At 72.1% G+C, this 17,518-nt stretch carries 17 protein-coding genes; 6 read left to right on the top strand and 11 right to left on the bottom strand.

The window, feature by feature from the left end; genetic code table 11:
- Positions 1–13 precede the first annotated feature (13 nt).
- The gene (locus tag ACK8N7_RS24460; protein WP_403218955.1) at positions 14–619 is read right to left on the bottom strand and encodes a DUF4291 domain-containing protein; all 606 of its coding nucleotides are present in this window, start codon (positions 617–619) and stop codon (positions 14–16) included.
- A gap of 178 nt (positions 620–797) precedes the next feature.
- Between ACK8N7_RS24460 and ACK8N7_RS24455 the strand changes: the two genes are divergently transcribed.
- Both ACK8N7_RS24455 and ACK8N7_RS24450 read left to right on the top strand, forming a co-directional pair.
- On the top strand, positions 798–1,742 hold the full coding sequence (locus ACK8N7_RS24455) for a DUF4258 domain-containing protein (protein WP_403218957.1): 945 nt from the start codon (positions 798–800) through the stop codon (positions 1,740–1,742).
- A gap of 45 nt (positions 1,743–1,787) precedes the next feature.
- Positions 1,788–2,012 carry a DUF2283 domain-containing protein gene (locus ACK8N7_RS24450; protein ID WP_403218959.1) on the top strand — a complete coding sequence of 75 codons (225 nt, stop codon included), beginning with the start codon at positions 1,788–1,790 and terminating at the stop codon, positions 2,010–2,012.
- Between the two features lie 87 nt (positions 2,013–2,099).
- Here ACK8N7_RS24450 and ACK8N7_RS24445 read toward each other — a convergent pair whose 3' ends face one another.
- The 7 genes from ACK8N7_RS24445 to iolC form a co-directional block, all read right to left on the bottom strand.
- The gene (locus ACK8N7_RS24445; protein ID WP_500444150.1) at positions 2,100–3,278 is read right to left on the bottom strand and encodes a sensor histidine kinase; all 1,179 of its coding nucleotides are present in this window, start codon (positions 3,276–3,278) and stop codon (positions 2,100–2,102) included.
- Entirely contained in the window at positions 3,275–3,940 is a 666-nt protein-coding gene (locus ACK8N7_RS24440) for a response regulator (RefSeq protein ID WP_500444149.1), read from the bottom strand. Before ACK8N7_RS24440 ends, ACK8N7_RS24445 begins: the two co-directional genes overlap by 4 nt.
- A gap of 142 nt (positions 3,941–4,082) precedes the next feature.
- Entirely contained in the window at positions 4,083–5,585 is a 1,503-nt protein-coding gene (mmsA, locus tag ACK8N7_RS24435) for a CoA-acylating methylmalonate-semialdehyde dehydrogenase (RefSeq protein ID WP_403218965.1), read from the bottom strand.
- A gap of 18 nt (positions 5,586–5,603) precedes the next feature.
- Complete coding sequence (iolD, locus tag ACK8N7_RS24430) at positions 5,604–7,547, bottom strand: 3D-(3,5/4)-trihydroxycyclohexane-1,2-dione acylhydrolase (decyclizing) (RefSeq protein ID WP_403218967.1); 1,944 nt, start codon at positions 7,545–7,547, stop codon at positions 5,604–5,606.
- A complete protein-coding gene (iolB, locus tag ACK8N7_RS24425; RefSeq protein ID WP_403218969.1) occupies positions 7,544–8,554 on the bottom strand; it encodes a 5-deoxy-glucuronate isomerase in 1,011 nt (336 codons plus the stop codon). Before iolB ends, iolD begins: the two co-directional genes overlap by 4 nt.
- A gap of 27 nt (positions 8,555–8,581) precedes the next feature.
- Positions 8,582–9,532 carry a Cgl0159 family (beta/alpha)8-fold protein gene (locus ACK8N7_RS24420; RefSeq protein WP_500444148.1) on the bottom strand — a complete coding sequence of 317 codons (951 nt, stop codon included), beginning with the start codon at positions 9,530–9,532 and terminating at the stop codon, positions 8,582–8,584.
- Positions 9,529–10,581: a 5-dehydro-2-deoxygluconokinase gene (gene iolC / locus ACK8N7_RS24415; protein ID WP_403218973.1), complete on the bottom strand. Its 1,053-nt coding sequence runs from the start codon at positions 10,579–10,581 to the stop codon at positions 9,529–9,531. Before iolC ends, ACK8N7_RS24420 begins: the two co-directional genes overlap by 4 nt.
- 145 nt (positions 10,582–10,726) lie before the next feature.
- On the opposite strand from iolC, the gene ACK8N7_RS24410 reads away from it, so the two are divergent.
- The gene (locus ACK8N7_RS24410) at positions 10,727–11,680 is read left to right on the top strand and encodes a sugar phosphate isomerase/epimerase family protein (protein ID WP_500444147.1); all 954 of its coding nucleotides are present in this window, start codon (positions 10,727–10,729) and stop codon (positions 11,678–11,680) included.
- Between the two features lie 56 nt (positions 11,681–11,736).
- Here the strand turns inward: ACK8N7_RS24410 and ACK8N7_RS24405 are convergent, their stop codons facing one another.
- Positions 11,737–12,261 carry a DinB family protein gene (locus ACK8N7_RS24405; RefSeq protein WP_403218977.1) on the bottom strand — a complete coding sequence of 175 codons (525 nt, stop codon included), beginning with the start codon at positions 12,259–12,261 and terminating at the stop codon, positions 11,737–11,739.
- Between the two features lie 240 nt (positions 12,262–12,501).
- Here ACK8N7_RS24405 and ACK8N7_RS24400 point away from each other — a divergent pair, with 240 nt between their 5' ends.
- Positions 12,502–12,693, top strand: coding sequence for a helix-turn-helix transcriptional regulator (locus ACK8N7_RS24400; RefSeq protein ID WP_010064909.1), 192 nt, complete (start codon positions 12,502–12,504; stop codon positions 12,691–12,693).
- A gap of 44 nt (positions 12,694–12,737) precedes the next feature.
- Here ACK8N7_RS24400 and ACK8N7_RS24395 read toward each other — a convergent pair whose 3' ends face one another.
- Together ACK8N7_RS24395 and ACK8N7_RS24390 are read right to left on the bottom strand one after the other, a co-directional pair.
- Positions 12,738–13,484 carry a class I SAM-dependent methyltransferase gene (locus ACK8N7_RS24395; protein WP_500444146.1) on the bottom strand — a complete coding sequence of 249 codons (747 nt, stop codon included), beginning with the start codon at positions 13,482–13,484 and terminating at the stop codon, positions 12,738–12,740.
- 264 nt (positions 13,485–13,748) lie between these two features.
- Positions 13,749–16,070: an MMPL family transporter gene (locus ACK8N7_RS24390; protein ID WP_500444145.1), complete on the bottom strand. Its 2,322-nt coding sequence runs from the start codon at positions 16,068–16,070 to the stop codon at positions 13,749–13,751.
- Between the two features lie 157 nt (positions 16,071–16,227).
- Here ACK8N7_RS24390 and ACK8N7_RS24385 point away from each other — a divergent pair, with 157 nt between their 5' ends.
- Positions 16,228–16,986: a TetR/AcrR family transcriptional regulator gene (locus tag ACK8N7_RS24385; RefSeq protein ID WP_403218983.1), complete on the top strand. Its 759-nt coding sequence runs from the start codon at positions 16,228–16,230 to the stop codon at positions 16,984–16,986.
- A 194-nt stretch (positions 16,987–17,180) separates the two neighbouring features.
- A complete protein-coding gene (locus ACK8N7_RS24380) occupies positions 17,181–17,504 on the top strand; it encodes a heavy-metal-associated domain-containing protein (protein ID WP_031122683.1) in 324 nt (107 codons plus the stop codon).
- Positions 17,505–17,518: the final 14 nt, after the last annotated feature.

Raw genomic sequence — 17,518 nt, 5'->3', positions numbered from 1 at the left:
CGCTGGGATCACGTCAGGACCCGGCGGGCACCGGCCGGGGCGCGGCGAGATCGAGCGGCGTCTCCACCGGCAGCAGGGCGGCGGCCTTCTCCCGCTCCCCCGCCCGCACCGCCGCGTGCACCTCGCGGGCGAGCGGGCTGACATCGCGTACGGAGACGGTCCACTCGTCCGCGTACCGCCGTGCCGCCTCCCCGCTCAGCCCCAGCTGCAGGGAGCGGTACGGCAGCGGGTTCAGGTCCAGGTCGCGCTCGGGGTCCCACTGCACCCGGGCGGGGGCGGCGCGCAGGCCGCGCTTCCAGGCGGCCTTGTCCGGGTGCACATCGCTTACGTAGTGCGAGAGTTCGGCGTGCGCGAGGGCCCACGCCAGCCCGCTCCGGTCGATCTCGACGGCGAGAACGACCTCCTGCCCCTCCTTGGTACCCCACCCGCAGCGGTACATCATCCACAGGAAGCTGGGCTTGATCCACGTCATCCGGTCCCGCTTCCAGACGTCGGGAAACCGCCCGTCGCGCGCGGCGGGGAGCCCGATGGCGGGCCTGTAGGCCTGGTAGACGGTGACGGTCGTGGCGGTGTGGAGCGCGCGGATCTCGTAACGGGGCGGGAGGGCGGGGGCGTTCATGGAGCCAGGATGCGGGACGGGTCCGGGGTCCGGCATCCCGTTTTCGCCGGGTGACCCCGCCGACCGGCGGGGGCGGCCACCGGCGCCCGGCGGATTCCCCGGGCGCGGGGCCGCTGCCAGGCTTCTGGGCGTTGTTGTTCACCACGGGCCCGTTCTCGGGCCGGCAGCAAGGACGCACATGTCTCGCACCACCGATCGATCCATCCGACGTCACCGCAGCGCCGCCCGGATACTCGTGGCCGGCTGCACCGCGGGTGCCGTACTGCTCACCGGGACGGCCGCCCGGGCCGACGGCGTGTCCACCGCGCGGGTCGTGCAGGCCGCCGAAGCGGTGGAGCGCGTCACCGGGACCGCGGACCTCGTCCCCGGGACCGCGCTCGCGGGCGGCGCCACCCGCTTCGAGGTGCCCGCCGACGCGCACACCGCGCGGATCACCGCTCCCGCCACCGCCGACGGGGCGGTGGAGTCCACCTACGGCGAGGACACCGTGCGGTTCGGGCTGCCCGGCGGGGCGCACTCGTCCGCCGCGCGCAGCACCGGCGGGACCGTCGTGTACGCCGACGCCGAGGAGGGCTTCGACCTCGCGGTGCAGCCGAACCGGGACGGCGTGCGGGCCCTGATCACCCTGCGGGACGCACAGGCGCCGACCGAGTACCGCTTCCCGCTCGACCTGCCCGCCGACGCGGTGACCGAGCACCTGGAGGACGGGAGCGTCCTGGTCAGCCACGGGGACACGTACCTCGGCACCTTCGACGCCCCCTGGGCGAAGGACGCGAACGGCGAGGCCGTGCCCACCGGGTACCGCGTCGAGGGCGGCGCGCTCGTCCAGACCGTGCGCCCCGGGCCGAACACCGCGTACCCCGTGGTCGCCGACCCCGCGTGGTTCATCCCGCTCGCCATCGTCGCCGGGCGCCTCCTGCTCTCCACCGGCGTCAAGAGCATCTCCAAGCACGCCGCCCAGCGGATGGCCCAGCGGGGCATCAGCCAGGAGATGGTCGCGCGTACCGTGAAGAACGGCAAGAAGACCAAGGGCAAGTCGGCCGGTACCTGGAAGTACGTCAGCGGAAAGATCTGGGTCGTGGTCAACAAGGCCGGCAACGTCGTCTCCGTCGGCCGCAACTGACCCCCCACCCTCGCTGAGCGGAACAGAGCGGAACGGAACGGAACCATGCACATCGAGTACGACCACGACAACGACGTCGCGTACGTCTCCCTCGTCGCGCAGATCGCCGACGGGGCCGCCGGCCGGCAGTTCACCCTGGAGACCCCCGGCGGCGCGGACCTGAACCTCGACTTCGACGAGGCGGGGCGGCTCCTCGGCTTCGAGGTCATCGGAGCACGGGCCGGGCTGCCGGAGGAGGTTCTCCGGCAGGCCTCGCGCACGGACCGGTAGCCACAGCCGTGCGTACCGGTCGCACGGACCGGACTGCCGTACGTACCGGGGGGCTACGTACGGCAGTCCGTACGGCCGTGGGGCCGGTCAGACCGGGTACTCGGCGCGGACGAGGAATCCGCCGCCGGGCAGCGGTGCCGAGGTGAACGAGCCGCCGAGGAGCTGAGCCCGTTCCCGCAGGCCGACCAGCCCGTTCCCGCCGGCGGGCAGCCCCGGCGGAACGGCTCTCCCGTCGGCGGCGGTGTTGCGCACCTCCACGTGCAGCCGCCCGCCGGCCGGCCCCACCCGCACCTCGGCCCTGGCCCCGGGGGCGTGCTTGCGTACGTTGGTGAGCGCTTCCTGCACCGTCCGGTACGCGGCACGCTCCACGGCCTCGGGAAGCGGGCCGGCGAGATCGCCGAGGTCTCCCAGGCGCAGCTCGACCGGCAGGGCGCTCTCCTCGACCAGCCGGCCCAGGTCGGCGAGGCGGGGCTGCGGCGCCAGGTCACCGGTGTTCCCGCCGTCCGCGCGCAACACCCCTACCAGGTGCTGGAGTTCGGTGAGGGTGTCCACCGACAGTTCACGGATCACACCCGCGGTCTCCCGGACAGCCCGCGCGCCGGGCTCCGTCACCTGGAGCACCCCCGCCTGGAGGCTGATGAGGCTGACCTTGTGGGCGACGACGTCGTGCATCTCCCGTGCCAGCCGGGCCCGTTCGGTGGCCAGGGTGTGCTGCGCCAGCAGGCGGTTCTCACGCTCCCGGCTCTCCGTGATCTCGCGCAGTCTCTCCCGCCGGTACCGCGCCGACCGGCCCAGCACGAAGGCGCCGACACCGAGCGCGCAGGAGTCGAGCGCGTCCAGCACGGTGTCGTGGTCGAGGCGGAGCAGCGTGACGTCCCCGAGCGGGAGGGGGAGGAACTGCGCCAGCGCGACCAGCACCGCGCCGACGGCTCCGGGAACGGCGCTGCGGCGGTGGACGGCCAGGAAGTACAGGGCGATGAGCGGCGCGAACGCCAGATGGCCGAGGTAGAGCCCGGGGATGCCTGCGGCCAGGGCCAGTTCGGGCTGCCGCCGCCGCAGGACGAGCGCCCCGGCGGCGGCGAGTGCGCCCCACAGCACCGGTCCCGCGTGGACGGCGTTGACGACCAGCCCGTCCAGGGCCGCGACCCCCACGGGGAGCGCGGCCGACCTGAGCCGCCGCAGGGTGCGTGCTGCGGGGGCCGGGCGCGGGAGCGGGGCATCGGAGGCCGGGCGCGGGGCGCCGCAAGCCGGGCCCTCGGCGGTCATCGTCCTCGTACCGGCGGCTCGGCCCGTCCCCGTACCGGCGGGTCGGTCATCCCCGCGCGGTCGGCGACCACCGCGGCCTGGACCCGGTTGACCCCGCCCAGCTTCGCGAGCACCGAGCTGACGTGGTCCTTCACCGTGGAGTGGGCCAGATGCAGCCGTCCGGCGATGTCGCGGTTGGAGAGGCCGCGGCGCACCAGGGCGAGCACATGGCGTTCCCGTTCGGTCAGGGCCTCCACCCGGCGGGCCGCGTCACGTGCGGTGGCGGCGGCGAGGTAGCCGCCGATGACCGGGGCCGTGGCCTCGGGGGCGAGGATCCGGCCGCCGCCGGCCAGCACCCGTACGGCGTGGATCAGCTGCTCGGGCGAGGAGTTCTTCATCAGGAAGCCCGCCGCTCCGGCCGTCAGGGCCGCCTCCACGTACTCCCCCGCGTCGAACGTCGTCAGCATCGCGACCGCCGGGGCCGGTGTCATGGCGGCGACCTCCTCCAGCACGGTCAGACCGTCGACGTCGGGCATCCGGATGTCCAGCAGCAGCACGTGCGGCCGGTGGCGCGCGACCGTTCCCGCCGCGTCCCCGCCGCCGCAGTCGGCCACCACGCCGATGTCCGCCACCGAGCCGAGGATCGCCCGCAGGCCCGACCGGACCAGCGGCTCGTCATCCACGACGACGACCCGAATCACCTGTGTTCCCCCCTCGCCCCGTGCACCACAAGTCCACGAAGGGTACGACAATCACCAAAATGCCCGCCCGCAGCGTCATGACCGGTGTCATGGCTACGGGCGGGCGGGGGCCCGGATCAGGCTGTCAGTGGTTGCGCGGGAACCCCAGGTCGACGCCCGACGGCGCGTCCGCCGGGTCCGGCCAGCGGGTGGTGACGACCTTGCCGCGGGTGTAGAAGTGCACGCCGTCGTTGCCGTAGATGTGGTGGTCCCCGAAGAGGGAGTCCTTCCAGCCGCCGAAGGAGTGGTAGCCCACGGGCACCGGGATCGGCACGTTGACGCCGACCATGCCCGCCTCCACCTCCAGCTGGAAGCGGCGGGCCGCGCCGCCGTCGCGGGTGAAGATCGCGGTGCCGTTGCCGAACGGCGAGGCGTTCATGAGGGCGACACCGTCGTCGTACGTCTCCACGCGGAGCACGCACAGCACCGGGCCGAAGATCTCGTCCCTGTACGCGTCGGAGTCGGTGGAGACCTTGTCCAGGAGGGAGAGGCCGATCCAGTGCCCGTTCTCGAAGCCCTCGACCGTGTGGCCCGTGCCGTCGAGGACGACCTCCGCGCCCTGGGCCGCCGCGCCCGTGACGTAGGAGGCGACCTTGTCGCGGTGGGCGGCGGTGATCAGGGGGCCCATCTCGGAGGCGGGGTCGTTGCCGGGGCCGATCGTGATCTTCTCGGCGCGCTCGCGGATCTTGGCGACCAGCTCGTCGCCGATCGCGCCGACCGCGACGACCGCGGAGATCGCCATGCAGCGCTCACCGGCGGAGCCGTACGCCGCCGAGACCGCCGCGTCGGCCGCCGCGTCCAGGTCGGCGTCGGGGAGGACGAGCATGTGGTTCTTCGCGCCGCCGAGGGCCTGGACGCGCTTGCCGTTGGCGGAGGCGGTGGCGTGGATGTAGCGGGCGATGGGGGTGGAGCCGACGAAGGAGACGGCGGCCACGTCGGGGTGGTTGAGCAGGCCGTCGACGGCGACCTTGTCACCGTGCAGGACGTTGAGGACGCCGTCCGGAAGCCCGGCCTCCGACGCCAGCTCGGCCAGCAGGACGGCGGCCGACGGGTCCTTCTCGCTCGGCTTCAGCACGAACGTGTTGCCGCACGCGATGGCCAGCGGGAACATCCACATCGGCACCATGGCCGGGAAGTTGAACGGGGTGATGCCCGCGACGACGCCGAGCGACTGGCGGATCGAGGAGACGTCGACCCGGTTGGAGACCTGGGTGGAGAGCTCGCCCTTGAGCTGGGTGGTGATCCCGCACGCGAGCTCGACGATCTCCAGACCGCGGGCGACCTCGCCCAGCGCGTCCGAGTGGACCTTGCCGTGCTCGGCGGTGATCAGCGCGGCGATGTCGTCGCGGTGGGCGTCCAGCAGCGCGCGGTAGCGGAAGAGGATCGTGGTGCGCTGGGCGAGGGAGGACGTGCCCCACGTCGCGTACGCGGCCTTCGCCGCCGCCACGGCCGCGTCTACCTCCTCCACCGAGGCGAGCGCCACCTGGGTGGTGACCGCGCCGGTGGCCGGGTCCGTGACCGGACCGTACGCGCCCGACGTGCCCTCCACTGTCTTGCCGCCGATCCAGTGGTTGACGGTCTTCGTCATGACGTTCTCCTTCAGGCTTCAGAGGTGACGGCGTCGGGCAGCGACCTGCCGGTCGTACTCTTCCCGGGCCTTGACCGCCGCAGGTCGGCTCGCGGTTTCGGCCACCGGAACATCCCACCACGCCTGTGCCGGAGGGGGGCCCGACACTGTGTCGGGCGTTTCGGTCTCGACGTAGACACAAGTGGGGCCGTCCGCGCTGCGGGCCTCCGAGAGGGCTTTGCGCAGGTCGTCGACGGTGGTGGCGCGCAGGACGTGCATACCGAGGGAGGCCGCGTTGGCGGCGAGGTCGACGGGGAGCGGCGGGCCGGTGAAGCCGCCGTCGGCGTCGCGGTGGCGGTAGGCCGTGCCGAAGCGTTCGCCGCCGACCGCTTCGGAGAGTCCGCCGATGGAGGCGTACCCGTGGTTCTGGAGGATCAGCAGTTTCAGGGGCAGGTTCTCCTGGACCGCGGTGACGATCTCGGTGGGGTTCATCAGGTACGTGCCGTCGCCGACGAGGGCCCAGACGGGGCGGGGCCGCTCGTGGTTTCGGGTCGCGAGCATGACGCCGATCGCGGCCGGGATCTCGTAGCCCATACAGGAGTAGCCGTACTCGACGTGGTACTGGTCGCGGGAGCGGGTGCGCCAGAGCTTGTGCAGGTCGCCGGGGAGGGAACCGGCGGCGTTGATGAGGATGTCGTCCTCGGTGACCAGGGCGTCGAGCAGGCCGATGACCTGGGTCTGGGTGGGGCGCGCGGCCGGGTCGGGGGTGGTGAAGGACGCTTCGACCCGTTCCTCCCACGCCTCCTTCGCACCGGTGTACTCCGTCTCGTACGCCGGGTCGATCCGGTACGCCCGTCCGGCGAGCGCGCTCGTGAGCGCCTCCAGGCCGGTGCGGGCGTCGGCGACCAGGGGGAGAGCGGCGAGCTTGTGGGCGTCGAAGCCGGTGATGTTGAGGTTGAGGAAGCGGACGGCCGGGTTCTCGAAGAGCGTGCCGGAGGCGGTGGTGAAGTCCGTGTACCGGGTGCCGATGCCGATCACCAGGTCGGCGGTGCGGGCCAGTTCGTCGGCGGTCGCGGTGCCGGTGTGGCCGATGGAGCCCACGTCCGCCGGGTGGTCGTGGCGCAGGGCTCCCTTGCCCGCCTGGGTGGAGGCGACCGGGATGCGGGTGGCGGCGGTGAAGGCGGCGAGGGTCTCCTCCGCGGCGCTGTGGCGGACCCCGCCGCCCGCGACGATCAGGGGGCGGCGGGCGGAGCGCACCGCCCTTACCGCCGCTTCCAGTTCGGCCACGTCGGGCGCCTGCCTGCGGACCTGCCAGACCCGCTCGGCGAAGAACTCCTCCGGCCAGTCGTACGCCTCCGCCTGCACGTCCTGCGGCAGCGCGAGGGTGACCGCGCCCGTCTCGGCGGGGTCGGCGAGGACCCGCATCGCCTGCAGCGCGGCCGGAATCAGCGCTTCCGGGCGGCTGACCCGGTCGAAGTAGCGCGAGACGGGCCGCAGACAGTCGTTGACCGACACATCGCCCGCGTACGGCACTTCGAGCTGCTGGAGCACGGGATCGGCGGGACGGGCCGCGAAGGTGTCGCCGGGCAGCAGGAGCACCGGCAGGTGGTTGATGGTGGCCAGCGCGGCGCCGGTGACGAGGTTGGTGGCCCCGGGGCCGATGGAGGTGGTCACCGCGTGGGCGGAGAGCCGGCCGGACTGGCGGGCGTACCCCACGGCCGCGTGCACCATGGCCTGTTCGTTGCGGCCCTGGAGGTACGGCATGCGGTGCGCGGTCCGGTTCCCGTTGCCCGCCTCCACGAGGGCCTGGCCGATCCCGGCGACGTTGCCGTGGCCGAAGATGCCCCAGGTGGCGCTGATCAGGCGGTGCCGGCGGCCGTCGCGCTCGGTGTACTGCCGGGCGAGGAAGGCGACCAGGGCCTGAGCGGTGGTCAGGCGGCGGGTGGGGGCGGGCCGTGCGTTCGCGGGACTCGTCGGGCTCAACCTGTTACCTCCGGGCCGGGCGACGGATGCGCCGTGTCCGGGCGGGCCGTCTGCGGATGCGCCGTGCGGTGCCGTGCCAAGTGCTCCTGTGCTGTGCGCTGCTGCGCCGTGTGCTTGGACGGCGTGTGCTGCGCCGTGTACAGCGGCAGTCTGGCGTCGACCGGCTCGTCTCGCCAGGTGTCGCGGATCCATCCGTGGTCCGGATGGTCGCGGATCAGCCAGGCCCGCTCCTCCCCCGGCCCCGCCATCACGTTCAGGTAGTACAGCGTCCGGCCGGGCGGGGCGATGGACGGGCCGTGCCAGCCGTCGGGGATGAGGACCGCGTCGCCGCTGCCGACCTCGGCGAGGACATCCGTACCGCCCTCGCGCGACGGCGAGACCCGGTGGTAGCCGAGGCCGCCGCCCTCCACCTCGAAGTAGTAGATCTCCTCCAGCTCGCACTCCTCGCCCGGGACGTGCTCGTCGTGCTTGTGGGGCGGGTAGGAGGACCAGTTGCCGCCGGGTGTGAGGACTTCGACGGCGATCAGGCGGTCGCAGTCGAAAGTGTCGGCGGCGGCGAAGTTGTTGACCTGGCGCGAACAGTTCCCGGTGCCGCGCAGTTCGACGGGTACCTCCGGCGCGGGGCCGTAGCGAGCGGGGAGTCGTCGCTCGCACTTCGCTCCTGCCAGGGCGAAGCGGCCTCCTGCGCCGGAGGCGATCTGCGCTCGGTCGTCGCGCGGCACGTAGGCGAAATCACTCACCCCGCTGAACACGCTTTCCCGGCCCAGCAGTTCAAAGGTGTCACCTGCCGTATGCACCGTACAGCCACCGGTCAACGGCAGGACGATCCATTCGCACTCCCCGGTGACGAGCGTATGAACTCCACCCGGCTCCAGCTCCAGAACGCGCAGACTGGACCGGTCCCATCCGGCCATTTTCGGATCGATGTCCACGGCATAGGGCCCTCGCCCGGCACTGCCGGAGGGCAGGTGGTGGCGTGCGCCGTGGCGCTCCTGGTGCATGTCCATACCCACTCCCTACCCGCCCGTTCCCGGCTACAGCAGCGATACGGCCGTGTCGACGGCACCCGCCACGTCCCCGTCGACCGGGTAGAGCAACGACCGCCCCACGACCAGCCCCCGCACGGTCGGCAGCCGGAGCGCCTCGCGCCACTTCCCGTACGCCCCGTCCAGGTCGTCGCCCACCTCCCCGCCGAGCAGCACGGCGGGCAGCGTGGACGTCTCCATGACCTGGGCCATGTCGTCCGGGTCCTCGGTGACGGGGACCTTGAGCCAGGTGTACGCGGAGGTCCCGGCGAGGCCCGACGCGATGGCGATGGAGGTGATCACGGCGGCGGCGCCCAGGTCGTTGCGGAGGCGGCCTTCGACGCGCCGGCAGAGGAACGGCTCGACGAAGACGGGCAGCCGGTGGGCGGCCATGGCGTCGATGGTGCGGGCGGCGGCGTGCAGGGTGTCCAGGGAGCCGGGGTCGTCGTGGTCGATGCGGAGCAGCAGCTTCCCCGCGTCGAACCCGTGGCGGACCAGGTCCTCGGGCCGGTGCCCGGTGAACCGGTCGTCCAGCTCGAAGGCGGCACCCGCGAGCCCGCCCCGGTTCATGGAGCCCATGACGACCTTGTCCTCCAGGGCGCCGAGGAGGAGCAGGTCGTCCAGGACGTCGGCGGAGGCCAGGACGCCGTCGACACCGGGGCGGGAGAGCGCGAGGCGGAGCCGCTGGAGGAGCTCGAACCGGTTGGCCATGGCGAGGGCCCGGTCCCCGACGGCGAGGGCGCCGCGTGCGGGGTGGTCGGCGGCGATGATCATCAGCCGGCCGGGGTGGGGCGGGCGCGCACGGTCCGAGGCCGTGTCGGCGGTGTCGGCGGTACGGAGCAGGGGGCGCCGCCTCCGTCGGGCGGCGGCTTCGGCGATGGCTTCGGGGCGCTCGGCGCGGAGCCGGACGAGGTCGCGGACGGAGGGTGCGGCGGGAGCGGCGGGAGCGGCGGGGGTCATGAGGCCGCTCCGGTGGGCCCGGAGGCGATGTCTTCCGTGACCGCCCCCTCCGCGAGCGCTCGCTCGACCTCGTCCGGGAAGGGCATCGCGGAGGAGCAGGCGAGCCGGGAGGCGACGATGGCCCCGGCGGCGTTGGCGTACCGCATGATCCGGGCGATGCCCCATCCGGCGAGCAGCCCGTGGCAGAGCGCCCCGCCGAACGCGTCCCCGGCGCCGAGCCCGTTGACGACCTCCACGGGCAGCGGCGGTACATCGGCGGTGGAGCCGTCGCGGTGGACGGCGAGGACACCCTTCGGCCCCTGCTTGACGACGGCGAGCTCCACTCCGGCCGCGAGCAGGGCGCGGGCGGCGGCGTGCGGTTCGCGCTCACCGGTGGCGATCTCGCACTCGTCGATGTTGCCGACGGCGACGGTGGCGTGGGCGAGCGCTTCCCGGTAACGGGCGGGCGCCACCGAGCCGTGGTCCCCGCCGTCCCAGAACATGGGCCGCCAGTCGAGGTCGAACACGGTCGCGGTACGGGGTTTCCCGGCCGGGTCCTCGCCGCTGGCCGCGCTCTCGCTGCGGGCGCTCTCGCTGCGGGCCCGGAGGGCCGCCAGTGTCGCGGCCCGGCTGGGCTCGGCGCTGAGCCCGGTACCCGTCATCCAGAAGATCCGGGCCTCGCGCACCGCGTCGAGGTCGAGTTCCGGCGGGTGGATCTCCAGATCGGGCGCCTTGGGCTGCCGGTAGAAGTAGAGGGGGAAGTCGTCCGGCGGGAAGATCTCGCAGAAGGTGACCGGGGTCGGGTACTCCTCGACCTCCGTCACCCACCGGTCGTCCACCCCGAACCCCTTGAGCTCCTGGTGGAGGTACTCCCCGAAGGGGTCCCGGCCGGTCCGGGTGATCACAGCCGTCCGCCGCCCCAGCCGCGCCGCCGCCACCGCGACGTTGGCCGGGGAGCCACCGAGGAACTTGCCGAACGTCTCGACCCGGGCGAGCGGCACCCCGATGTCCAGGGGGTAGATGTCCACCCCGATCCGCCCCATGGTGATCACGTCGTACGGCTCAGGCATACGCATCCCTTCGACCCACCGGCGCGACCCACCGGTGGCCGGCCGATCCAGGTCTAGCCCTCTCCCGGTAGCCCTGTCAACATTTTGTCCGGACATTCGGACGAACTCTTGACACTCGTCCGTGCGGGCCGCGACGCTGGGCGATATGACCCCCTCCGCACCCTCTCCGGCCCGCATCCGTATCGGCTCGGCACCCGACTCGTGGGGGGTGTGGTTCCCCGACGACCCGCAGCAGGTGCCCTGGCAGCGCTTCCTCGACGAGGTGGCCGAGGCCGGGTACGCGTGGATCGAACTCGGTCCGTACGGCTATCTGCCCACCGACCCGGCCCGGCTGAAGGACGAGACCCGCAGCCGTGGGCTGACCGTCTCCGCCGGCACCGTCTTCACCGGATTGCACCACGGCCCCGACGTCTGGGACCGGACCTGGGCGCATGTCGCCGACATCGCCGAACTGACCCGGGCCATGGGTGCGGAACACCTGGTGGTCATCCCCTCCTTCTGGCGCGACGACAAGACGGGCGAGGTCCTGGAGGACCGCACGCTCACCCCGGCGCAGTGGCGTGACCTGACCTCGCAGACGGAGCGGCTGGGCCGGGAGGTCCGGGAGCGGTACGGGCTCCGCATCGTCGTCCACCCGCACGCGGACACCCATATCGACAGCGAGGAGAACGTCAACCGCTTCCTCGACGCCACCGACCCCTCCCTGGTCTCGCTCTGCCTGGACACCGGGCACTACGCCTACTGCGGCGGCGACAGCGTCAAGCTCATCGAGACCTACGGGGAGCGCATCGGCTACCTGCACCTCAAGCAGGTCGACCCCGAGATCCTGGCGGCGGTGGTGGCGGACGGGATGCCGTTCGGCCCGGCCGTGGCCCGGGGCGTGATGTGCGAACCGCCCGGGGGCGTACCCGCCCTGGAACCGGTCCTGGACGCGGCACGCGCCCTGGACGTCGACCTGTTCGCGATCGTGGAACAGGACATGTACCCGTGCGACCCGGACAAGCCGCTCCCGATCGCCCGCCGCACCCGCGAGTTCCTCCGCTCCTGCGGAACACCTGGCAGGCCCGGAGCCCCTGGCGCTCCCGGAACGGCGAGCTGAAACCGCCCCGCCGGGCCCCTGCCAGATCCCCTGTCAGCCCCCCTCTCAGATCCCTCTCAGACCCCCGTACGCCCGTCGATGCGCTCGCGGATCAGGTCGGCGTGCCCGCAGTGGCGCGCGTACTCGCCGATCATGTGGAGGTAGATCCAGCGGAGCGTCACCTCGCCGCCCATGAACGGGCTGGTGTCGTCGAGCCCGCGGGCCGCGCAGTTCTCCCGGCCCCGCCGGACCTCGGCCTGCCACACCGCCACCGCGCCGCCGTACGTGGCGTCCTCGGCGAGCTCGAACCCGCCGTCATGGCCCCGGCCCCCACCCCCGTCCCCGTCCGCCGGGGCGAACAGGGGCGGAACGTCCTCCTGCGCGAGAACCCGCCGGAACCAGTTCCGCTCCACCGCCGCAGCGTGCTGGACCAGTCCGAGCAACGTCATCGTGGAGGGCGCCGCGGACGCCTCACGGAGCTGCCCCTCGGGCAACTCCTCGCACTTCTGGGCGAGGGTGGCGCGGTAGAAGTCGAGCCAGCCCTCCAGCGAGGTGCGCTCGTCGGCGACCAGCGGGGGCATCGGGCGTCCGGAAGTGCTCATGGTCATCATCGTGGCATCCGGGTCTGACATCGCCCCGGTTCCTCACCACAGCCAGCTGTTCGCCCCTTCTGTAACGGCAGTCACTGTTTCGCCACACATATCTCCGTTACGCGGGTTTTCCGTCACAGGCGTACAACAGCCCCACCCCGCCTCCCGTTCGGGGTCGTTCAACCGGGCGCAGGCTGAGTGATCACCGGAGCAGTACCGGTCAGAACAGAACAGCGCAGAGAGGTGTCACGGATGACGGACAGAACACTCTGGTCCTACAAGGACATTGCCGCGCACATCCAGGTCCAGCCGGACACCGTCCGCTCCTATCGCAAGCACGGCCTCCTCCCCCCGCCCGACCAGGTGAAGAACGGAAAGCCGTACTGGTACGGCGACACCGTCCGCGCCTGGGTCGCCTCCCGCCCCCGCAACCGGGGCCGCTGACACCCGCCCCCCCGCCCCGAAGATCCGACGGAGAACCGCTGCCTCTACCGGGGCGCCTTGCGGAACAGCGCCGCCCAGAGAAAGGACTCACCGAAGACCGGGGACCCGGGCGCCTCGTCGTGCATGCGGCGCAGCTCGATCTCCGACAGGTCCGAGAAGACGCGGCGCAACTCCTCGGGGGTATAGGCAAGTCCGCCCTTCAGGCTCCCCTGCCGGTAGAGCTCCTCGTCCGGCAGCTCGGAGCCCATGCCGCCCTCCCCCGCCGCGAAGCAGGTGAGCGCGAAATGGCCGCCGGGGGCGAGGCAGCGGTCGAGGAGAGCGAGGTAGCTGATACGCCGGTGGGGCGGCAGGTGGTGGAAACACCCGGAGTCATGGATCAGGTCGTACGGGCCCGCCAGCTCCGCCCCTTCCGATGTCAGGACAAAGGCGTCCCCGCAGTGGAACCGGGCTTCGGCCCCCGAGGGACGGGCCCGCTCCCCGGCCCAGGCGATCGCCTCCGGCGAGAGGTCGATCGCGTCGACGTCGAAGCCGAGCGATGCCAGCGCGTGCGCGTTGCGTCCGGGTCCGCAGCCCAGGTCGAGCGCGCGGCCCGGGGTGATCAGCCCCCGGTCGACGTACGAGACGAGGCTCTCGTCGGGCTTGTCCACGAAGAAGGGCACCGGCTTCGAGCGGTCCCCGTAGAAGCCGTCCCACCACGAAGCGGCGTCGGCGGTCCAGCGGTGCGCTTCGGGTACGAACAGGCCGTCCAGAAGCGTCAGTACGTCGTCCGTCGTGCGGATGTTCCGGTCCATCCGGCCCCCTTTCCCCATGCGCCAATCTTAGGAAGCCGGTTGAAGAAAGACCAGGTCAGAGCTTGTTCGCCGCTCGCCTCAGGGGGTGCCTGAGAGGGCTGGCCCGAGCAGGAGGCCCCCATCCCCCTGCCCCCTGGCGGCCAGGCGCTACGCCCACCCGCCACGAGTCGTCAGGAGGCATCTCCCGCCCGGCCGAGCAAGTCGCCCTGGACGGGCAGCCCGGGAGGAGTGCCCCGGAAGGACGGCCCGGGAGGAGCCGCTCGCCTATGCCCCCGTGGTGACCTTCTCCCCGCCCCGGGCGGCCTCGGGTATCTCCCCGTCGGCCGTGGGCTCCCCCGGGCCGCCGGGCTCACCCTTCGTACCGGAGGCGGCCGGGGCCGACTCCCCTTCGCTGAGGCCGAACCTCTGGTGGAAGGCGCGCAGCGGCTTGGGCGCCCACCAGGTGGCGTGGCCCGTCAGCTTCATCACGGCGGGGACCAGCAGGCTGCGGATCACCATGGCGTCCATGAGGACGGCGAGGGCGATCCCGAGCCCCAGCATCTTGGTGTTGGTGACCCGTGAGGTGCCTATGGCGACCATCACGACCGCGAGAATCACGGCGGCCGCGGTGATCAGACCGCCGGTGCGGGAGAGTCCGAAGGTGACCGAGCGTTCGTGGTCGCCGGTCCGGTCGTACTCCTCCTTGATGCGGGAGAGCAGGAAGACCCCGTAGTCCATGGAGAGCCCGAAGGCCACGCAGAACATCAGGACGGGCAGGGTCGTCTCGATGTCCCCCGTACTGGTGAAGGCGAGGATCCCGGAGAGATTCCCGTCCTGGAAGACCCAGACGACCGCCCCGAACATCGCCGTCAGGCTGAGGGCGTTGAGCAGCACGGCCTGGATCGGGATGAGCACACTGCCGGTGAGCAGGAAGACCAGGAGCAGCGTCACCACCACGATGATGCCGATCGCCCAGGGCAGCCGGTCCGCGATGGCGTCCTTGGAGTCGACCAGGACTGCCGCCGTGCCCGTCACCGAGGTGTCGAAGGAGTCGGCGGGCATCGCACGCAGGTCCCGTACGAGCTGCTGGGTCTCCTCACCGACCGGCCGGCCGTCCGGCAGCACGCTGAAATACGCGGCCGAGTCCGCCGTGACCGGGCCCTCGACGCGCAGCACGCCCGGGACCTTCTCGATCCGGTCCTTGAGGGCCGCGTACGCGGCGGGTGCCCCCTCCCCCTCGACCAGCATCTCCAGGCCGCCGCCGGGGCTGCCGGGGAAGCCGTCGCGGATGTGCTCCTGGACGACTCGGGACTCGGCGCCGGCGGGGAGCTGGCGGTCGTCCGCCGTGCCGAACTTGACGCCGAGGAAGGGCAGTCCGAGGAGGACGAGGCCCACCGTGGTGACGATGGCGAAGACAGGTGCCCGGCGCATCACCAGCTCGGCGAAGCGCGCCCACCCCTTGCCGGTCTCCTCGGCAGCGGCTTCCGCGGCCGCCTTCCTCTTCCCGCGGCGCAGCAGGCGGCGCAGGTCGAGCGCGTTGACCCGGGGGCCCAGCAGCATGAGCGCCGCGGGCAGCAGGATCAGTGCGGCGGCCGCGGCCAGCAGGACCACGGCGATCCCGGCGTAGGCGAAGGACCGCAGGAAGTACTGCGGGAAGACGAGCATCGCCGACAGGGACACCGCCACGGTCAGCGCGGAGAAGAGCACCGTGCGTCCGGCCGTGCGCAGCGTGGTGCCGACGGCCGTCCGGGTCTCGGCTCCGGCGTCGAGCTCCTCGCGGAAGCGGCGGACGATGAACAGCGCGTAGTCGATGGCCAGTCCGAGGCCGAGGGCCGTGGTGAGGTTCATGGCGAAGACCGAGACATCCGTGAACTCGGTCAGACCGCGCAGCACGGCGTTGGTGCCGAGGATGGCGACGATGCCGACGAGGAGCGGCAGCATGGCGGCGATCGCACTGCCGAAGACCATGACCAGCAGCACGAGCGTCACCGGCAGGGCGATGAGCTCCGCCCGCAGCAGGTCCTCCTGGATGATCGTCTGCATCTCGTGCTGGACGGCGACGGGCCCGCCGATCGAGACCTTCACCGGCCCGCTCTCCCCGGCGAAGGCGGGAGCGATCCGTTCGAGCGTCTCGCCCGCCTCCGTCTCGTCGCCCCCTATCCGGGCCGCGATGAGCGCCTCGCGGCCGTCCTCGGCGCGCAGGGCGGGCGACTCTGTCTGCCAGTACGAGGTGACTCCGGATATGCCCTGCTCGGCGGCGAGCCGCTCGGTGAGCCGTGCGGCCTCGGCGGCCACCGCCGGATCATCGACGGATGCGGTGCCGCTGTCCACCAGCAGGAGCAGGTTGGGCTGCGAGGCGGGGAACTCCCGCTCCAGGGCCTCGGTCGCGTAGGACGACTCGGCGTCGGGGGCCTGCCAACCGCCGCTGCCCATCCGGTCGGCCACCCCGCTCCCGGCGAACACGGCGAGGGCGGTGATCATCAGGGCGGCCAGCAGGGCGAGCCGGGGCCTGGCGGTGACGAACCGGGTCCAGCCCCCGACGCGCTGCGGACCGGGCCCGACAGGCTTCGGACCGGTCGAACCGGGTGGACCGTTGACTTCGGACATGGTGCGGTGTCCCCTTCACCGAGACCCGGGCAGCACAAGGCAGCATGGGTCATTCATTGCCACTTACACTGGCAAACACGAGTAGTCGCTCGCGTTTCACAAGAATGCGAGCGAACACTCGCGTTTGTCAAACGCATCATGAAAGCTGGGGATTGCCGTGCCGGAGGCCAGAGCCAAGAAGGGCGCCGCAGGGGGCGGCGCAGCCGGAAAACCCGCGGCCGACGGGACGGCGGAGGGCAGCGCGGGGACGACCCGCCCGCGCCGCCGCCAGGCCCGCGGCGAGGCACGCATCGCCCAGCTGCTCCAGGCGGCGGCCAGCGTCTTCTGCACCAGCGGCTACACCGCGTCCAGCACCAACGCCATCGCCCGCGAGGCCGGCGTCTCACCGGGCACGCTCTACCAGTTCTTCCCGAACAAGGAGGCCATCGCCGTAGAGCTCGGCGACCAGCTCCTCAACCGCTGGCGCCACACGTACGGCACCGCCTTCGACCAGACCCACACCGAGCTGCCGCTCGACCGGATGCTGGACGCCGTCCTCGACCCGCTGATCGCGTTCAACTGCGAGAACCCGGCGTTCTTCGTCCTCATGCACGGCTCGGAGATCCCAGGCCGGATCACCGAGGAGCACGACACCCTGCACGCCACCATGCTGAGCCGGGTCGAGGAGATCCTCGCCGGCTACCTCCCGGACGTGCCCGCCGCCCAGGTCCACCGCGTCGCCGACATGGTCTTCATGGTGTTCAAGGCCGGGCTCGACCTGATCATGGCCCACGAGGGCGAGGAGCGCGACGCCTACATCCGGGAGCTGAAGACGATCATGTTCCGCTACCTGGACCCCCTGCTCGGCGACGACTCGCCCCACCAGGCCACGAAGAACTGCCAGGCCCCGCACTCCCACCGGGGCCGCACCCCCTAGAGCGGACACCGTCGGCAGCACCCTGCGCGCCCGGCTCCCATCAATACCCCCTAGGGGTATAGTATGGAGCGAGTGAGGCGCCCCGGGCTCCCCTGTGGCCCCTTGCGCCACACTCGTATACCTACAGAACGTGTCGACCGAAGACGCGCTGACGAACGTTGACGAACTTCGTGTCCGCCGAAGAGGAGAACGCCATGACCGCCGAGACCGAGACCACCACCCAGTCCACCGGCTCCTGCTGCTCGCCCACCGGCTCCTGCCACGACGGCGGCGCGGCCGACGTCCAGATCGAGGCGACGGACTCGGTCACCACGGTGTACGAGGTGAAGGGCATGACCTGCGGCCACTGCGAAGGCGCCGTGTCGGAGGAGATCTCCGCCCTCGGGGGCGTGACGTCCGTCGAGGCCGTCGCCTCCACCGGCCGCGTCACGGTCTCCTCCAAGGCCCCGCTGGCCGAGGACGCCGTACGCGCCGCCGTCGACGAGGCCGGTTACGAGCTCGTCGGCCGGGCCGCCTGAGCGCCCGCGCTCCA

Origin of the sequence: Streptomyces griseobrunneus (genome assembly GCF_046713465.1) — a bacterium.
Taxonomy (GTDB): domain Bacteria; phylum Actinomycetota; class Actinomycetes; order Streptomycetales; family Streptomycetaceae; genus Streptomyces; species Streptomyces microflavus.
Note: the sequence above shows the minus strand (reverse complement) of the source record. Positions and strands in the feature narration are given on the sequence as shown.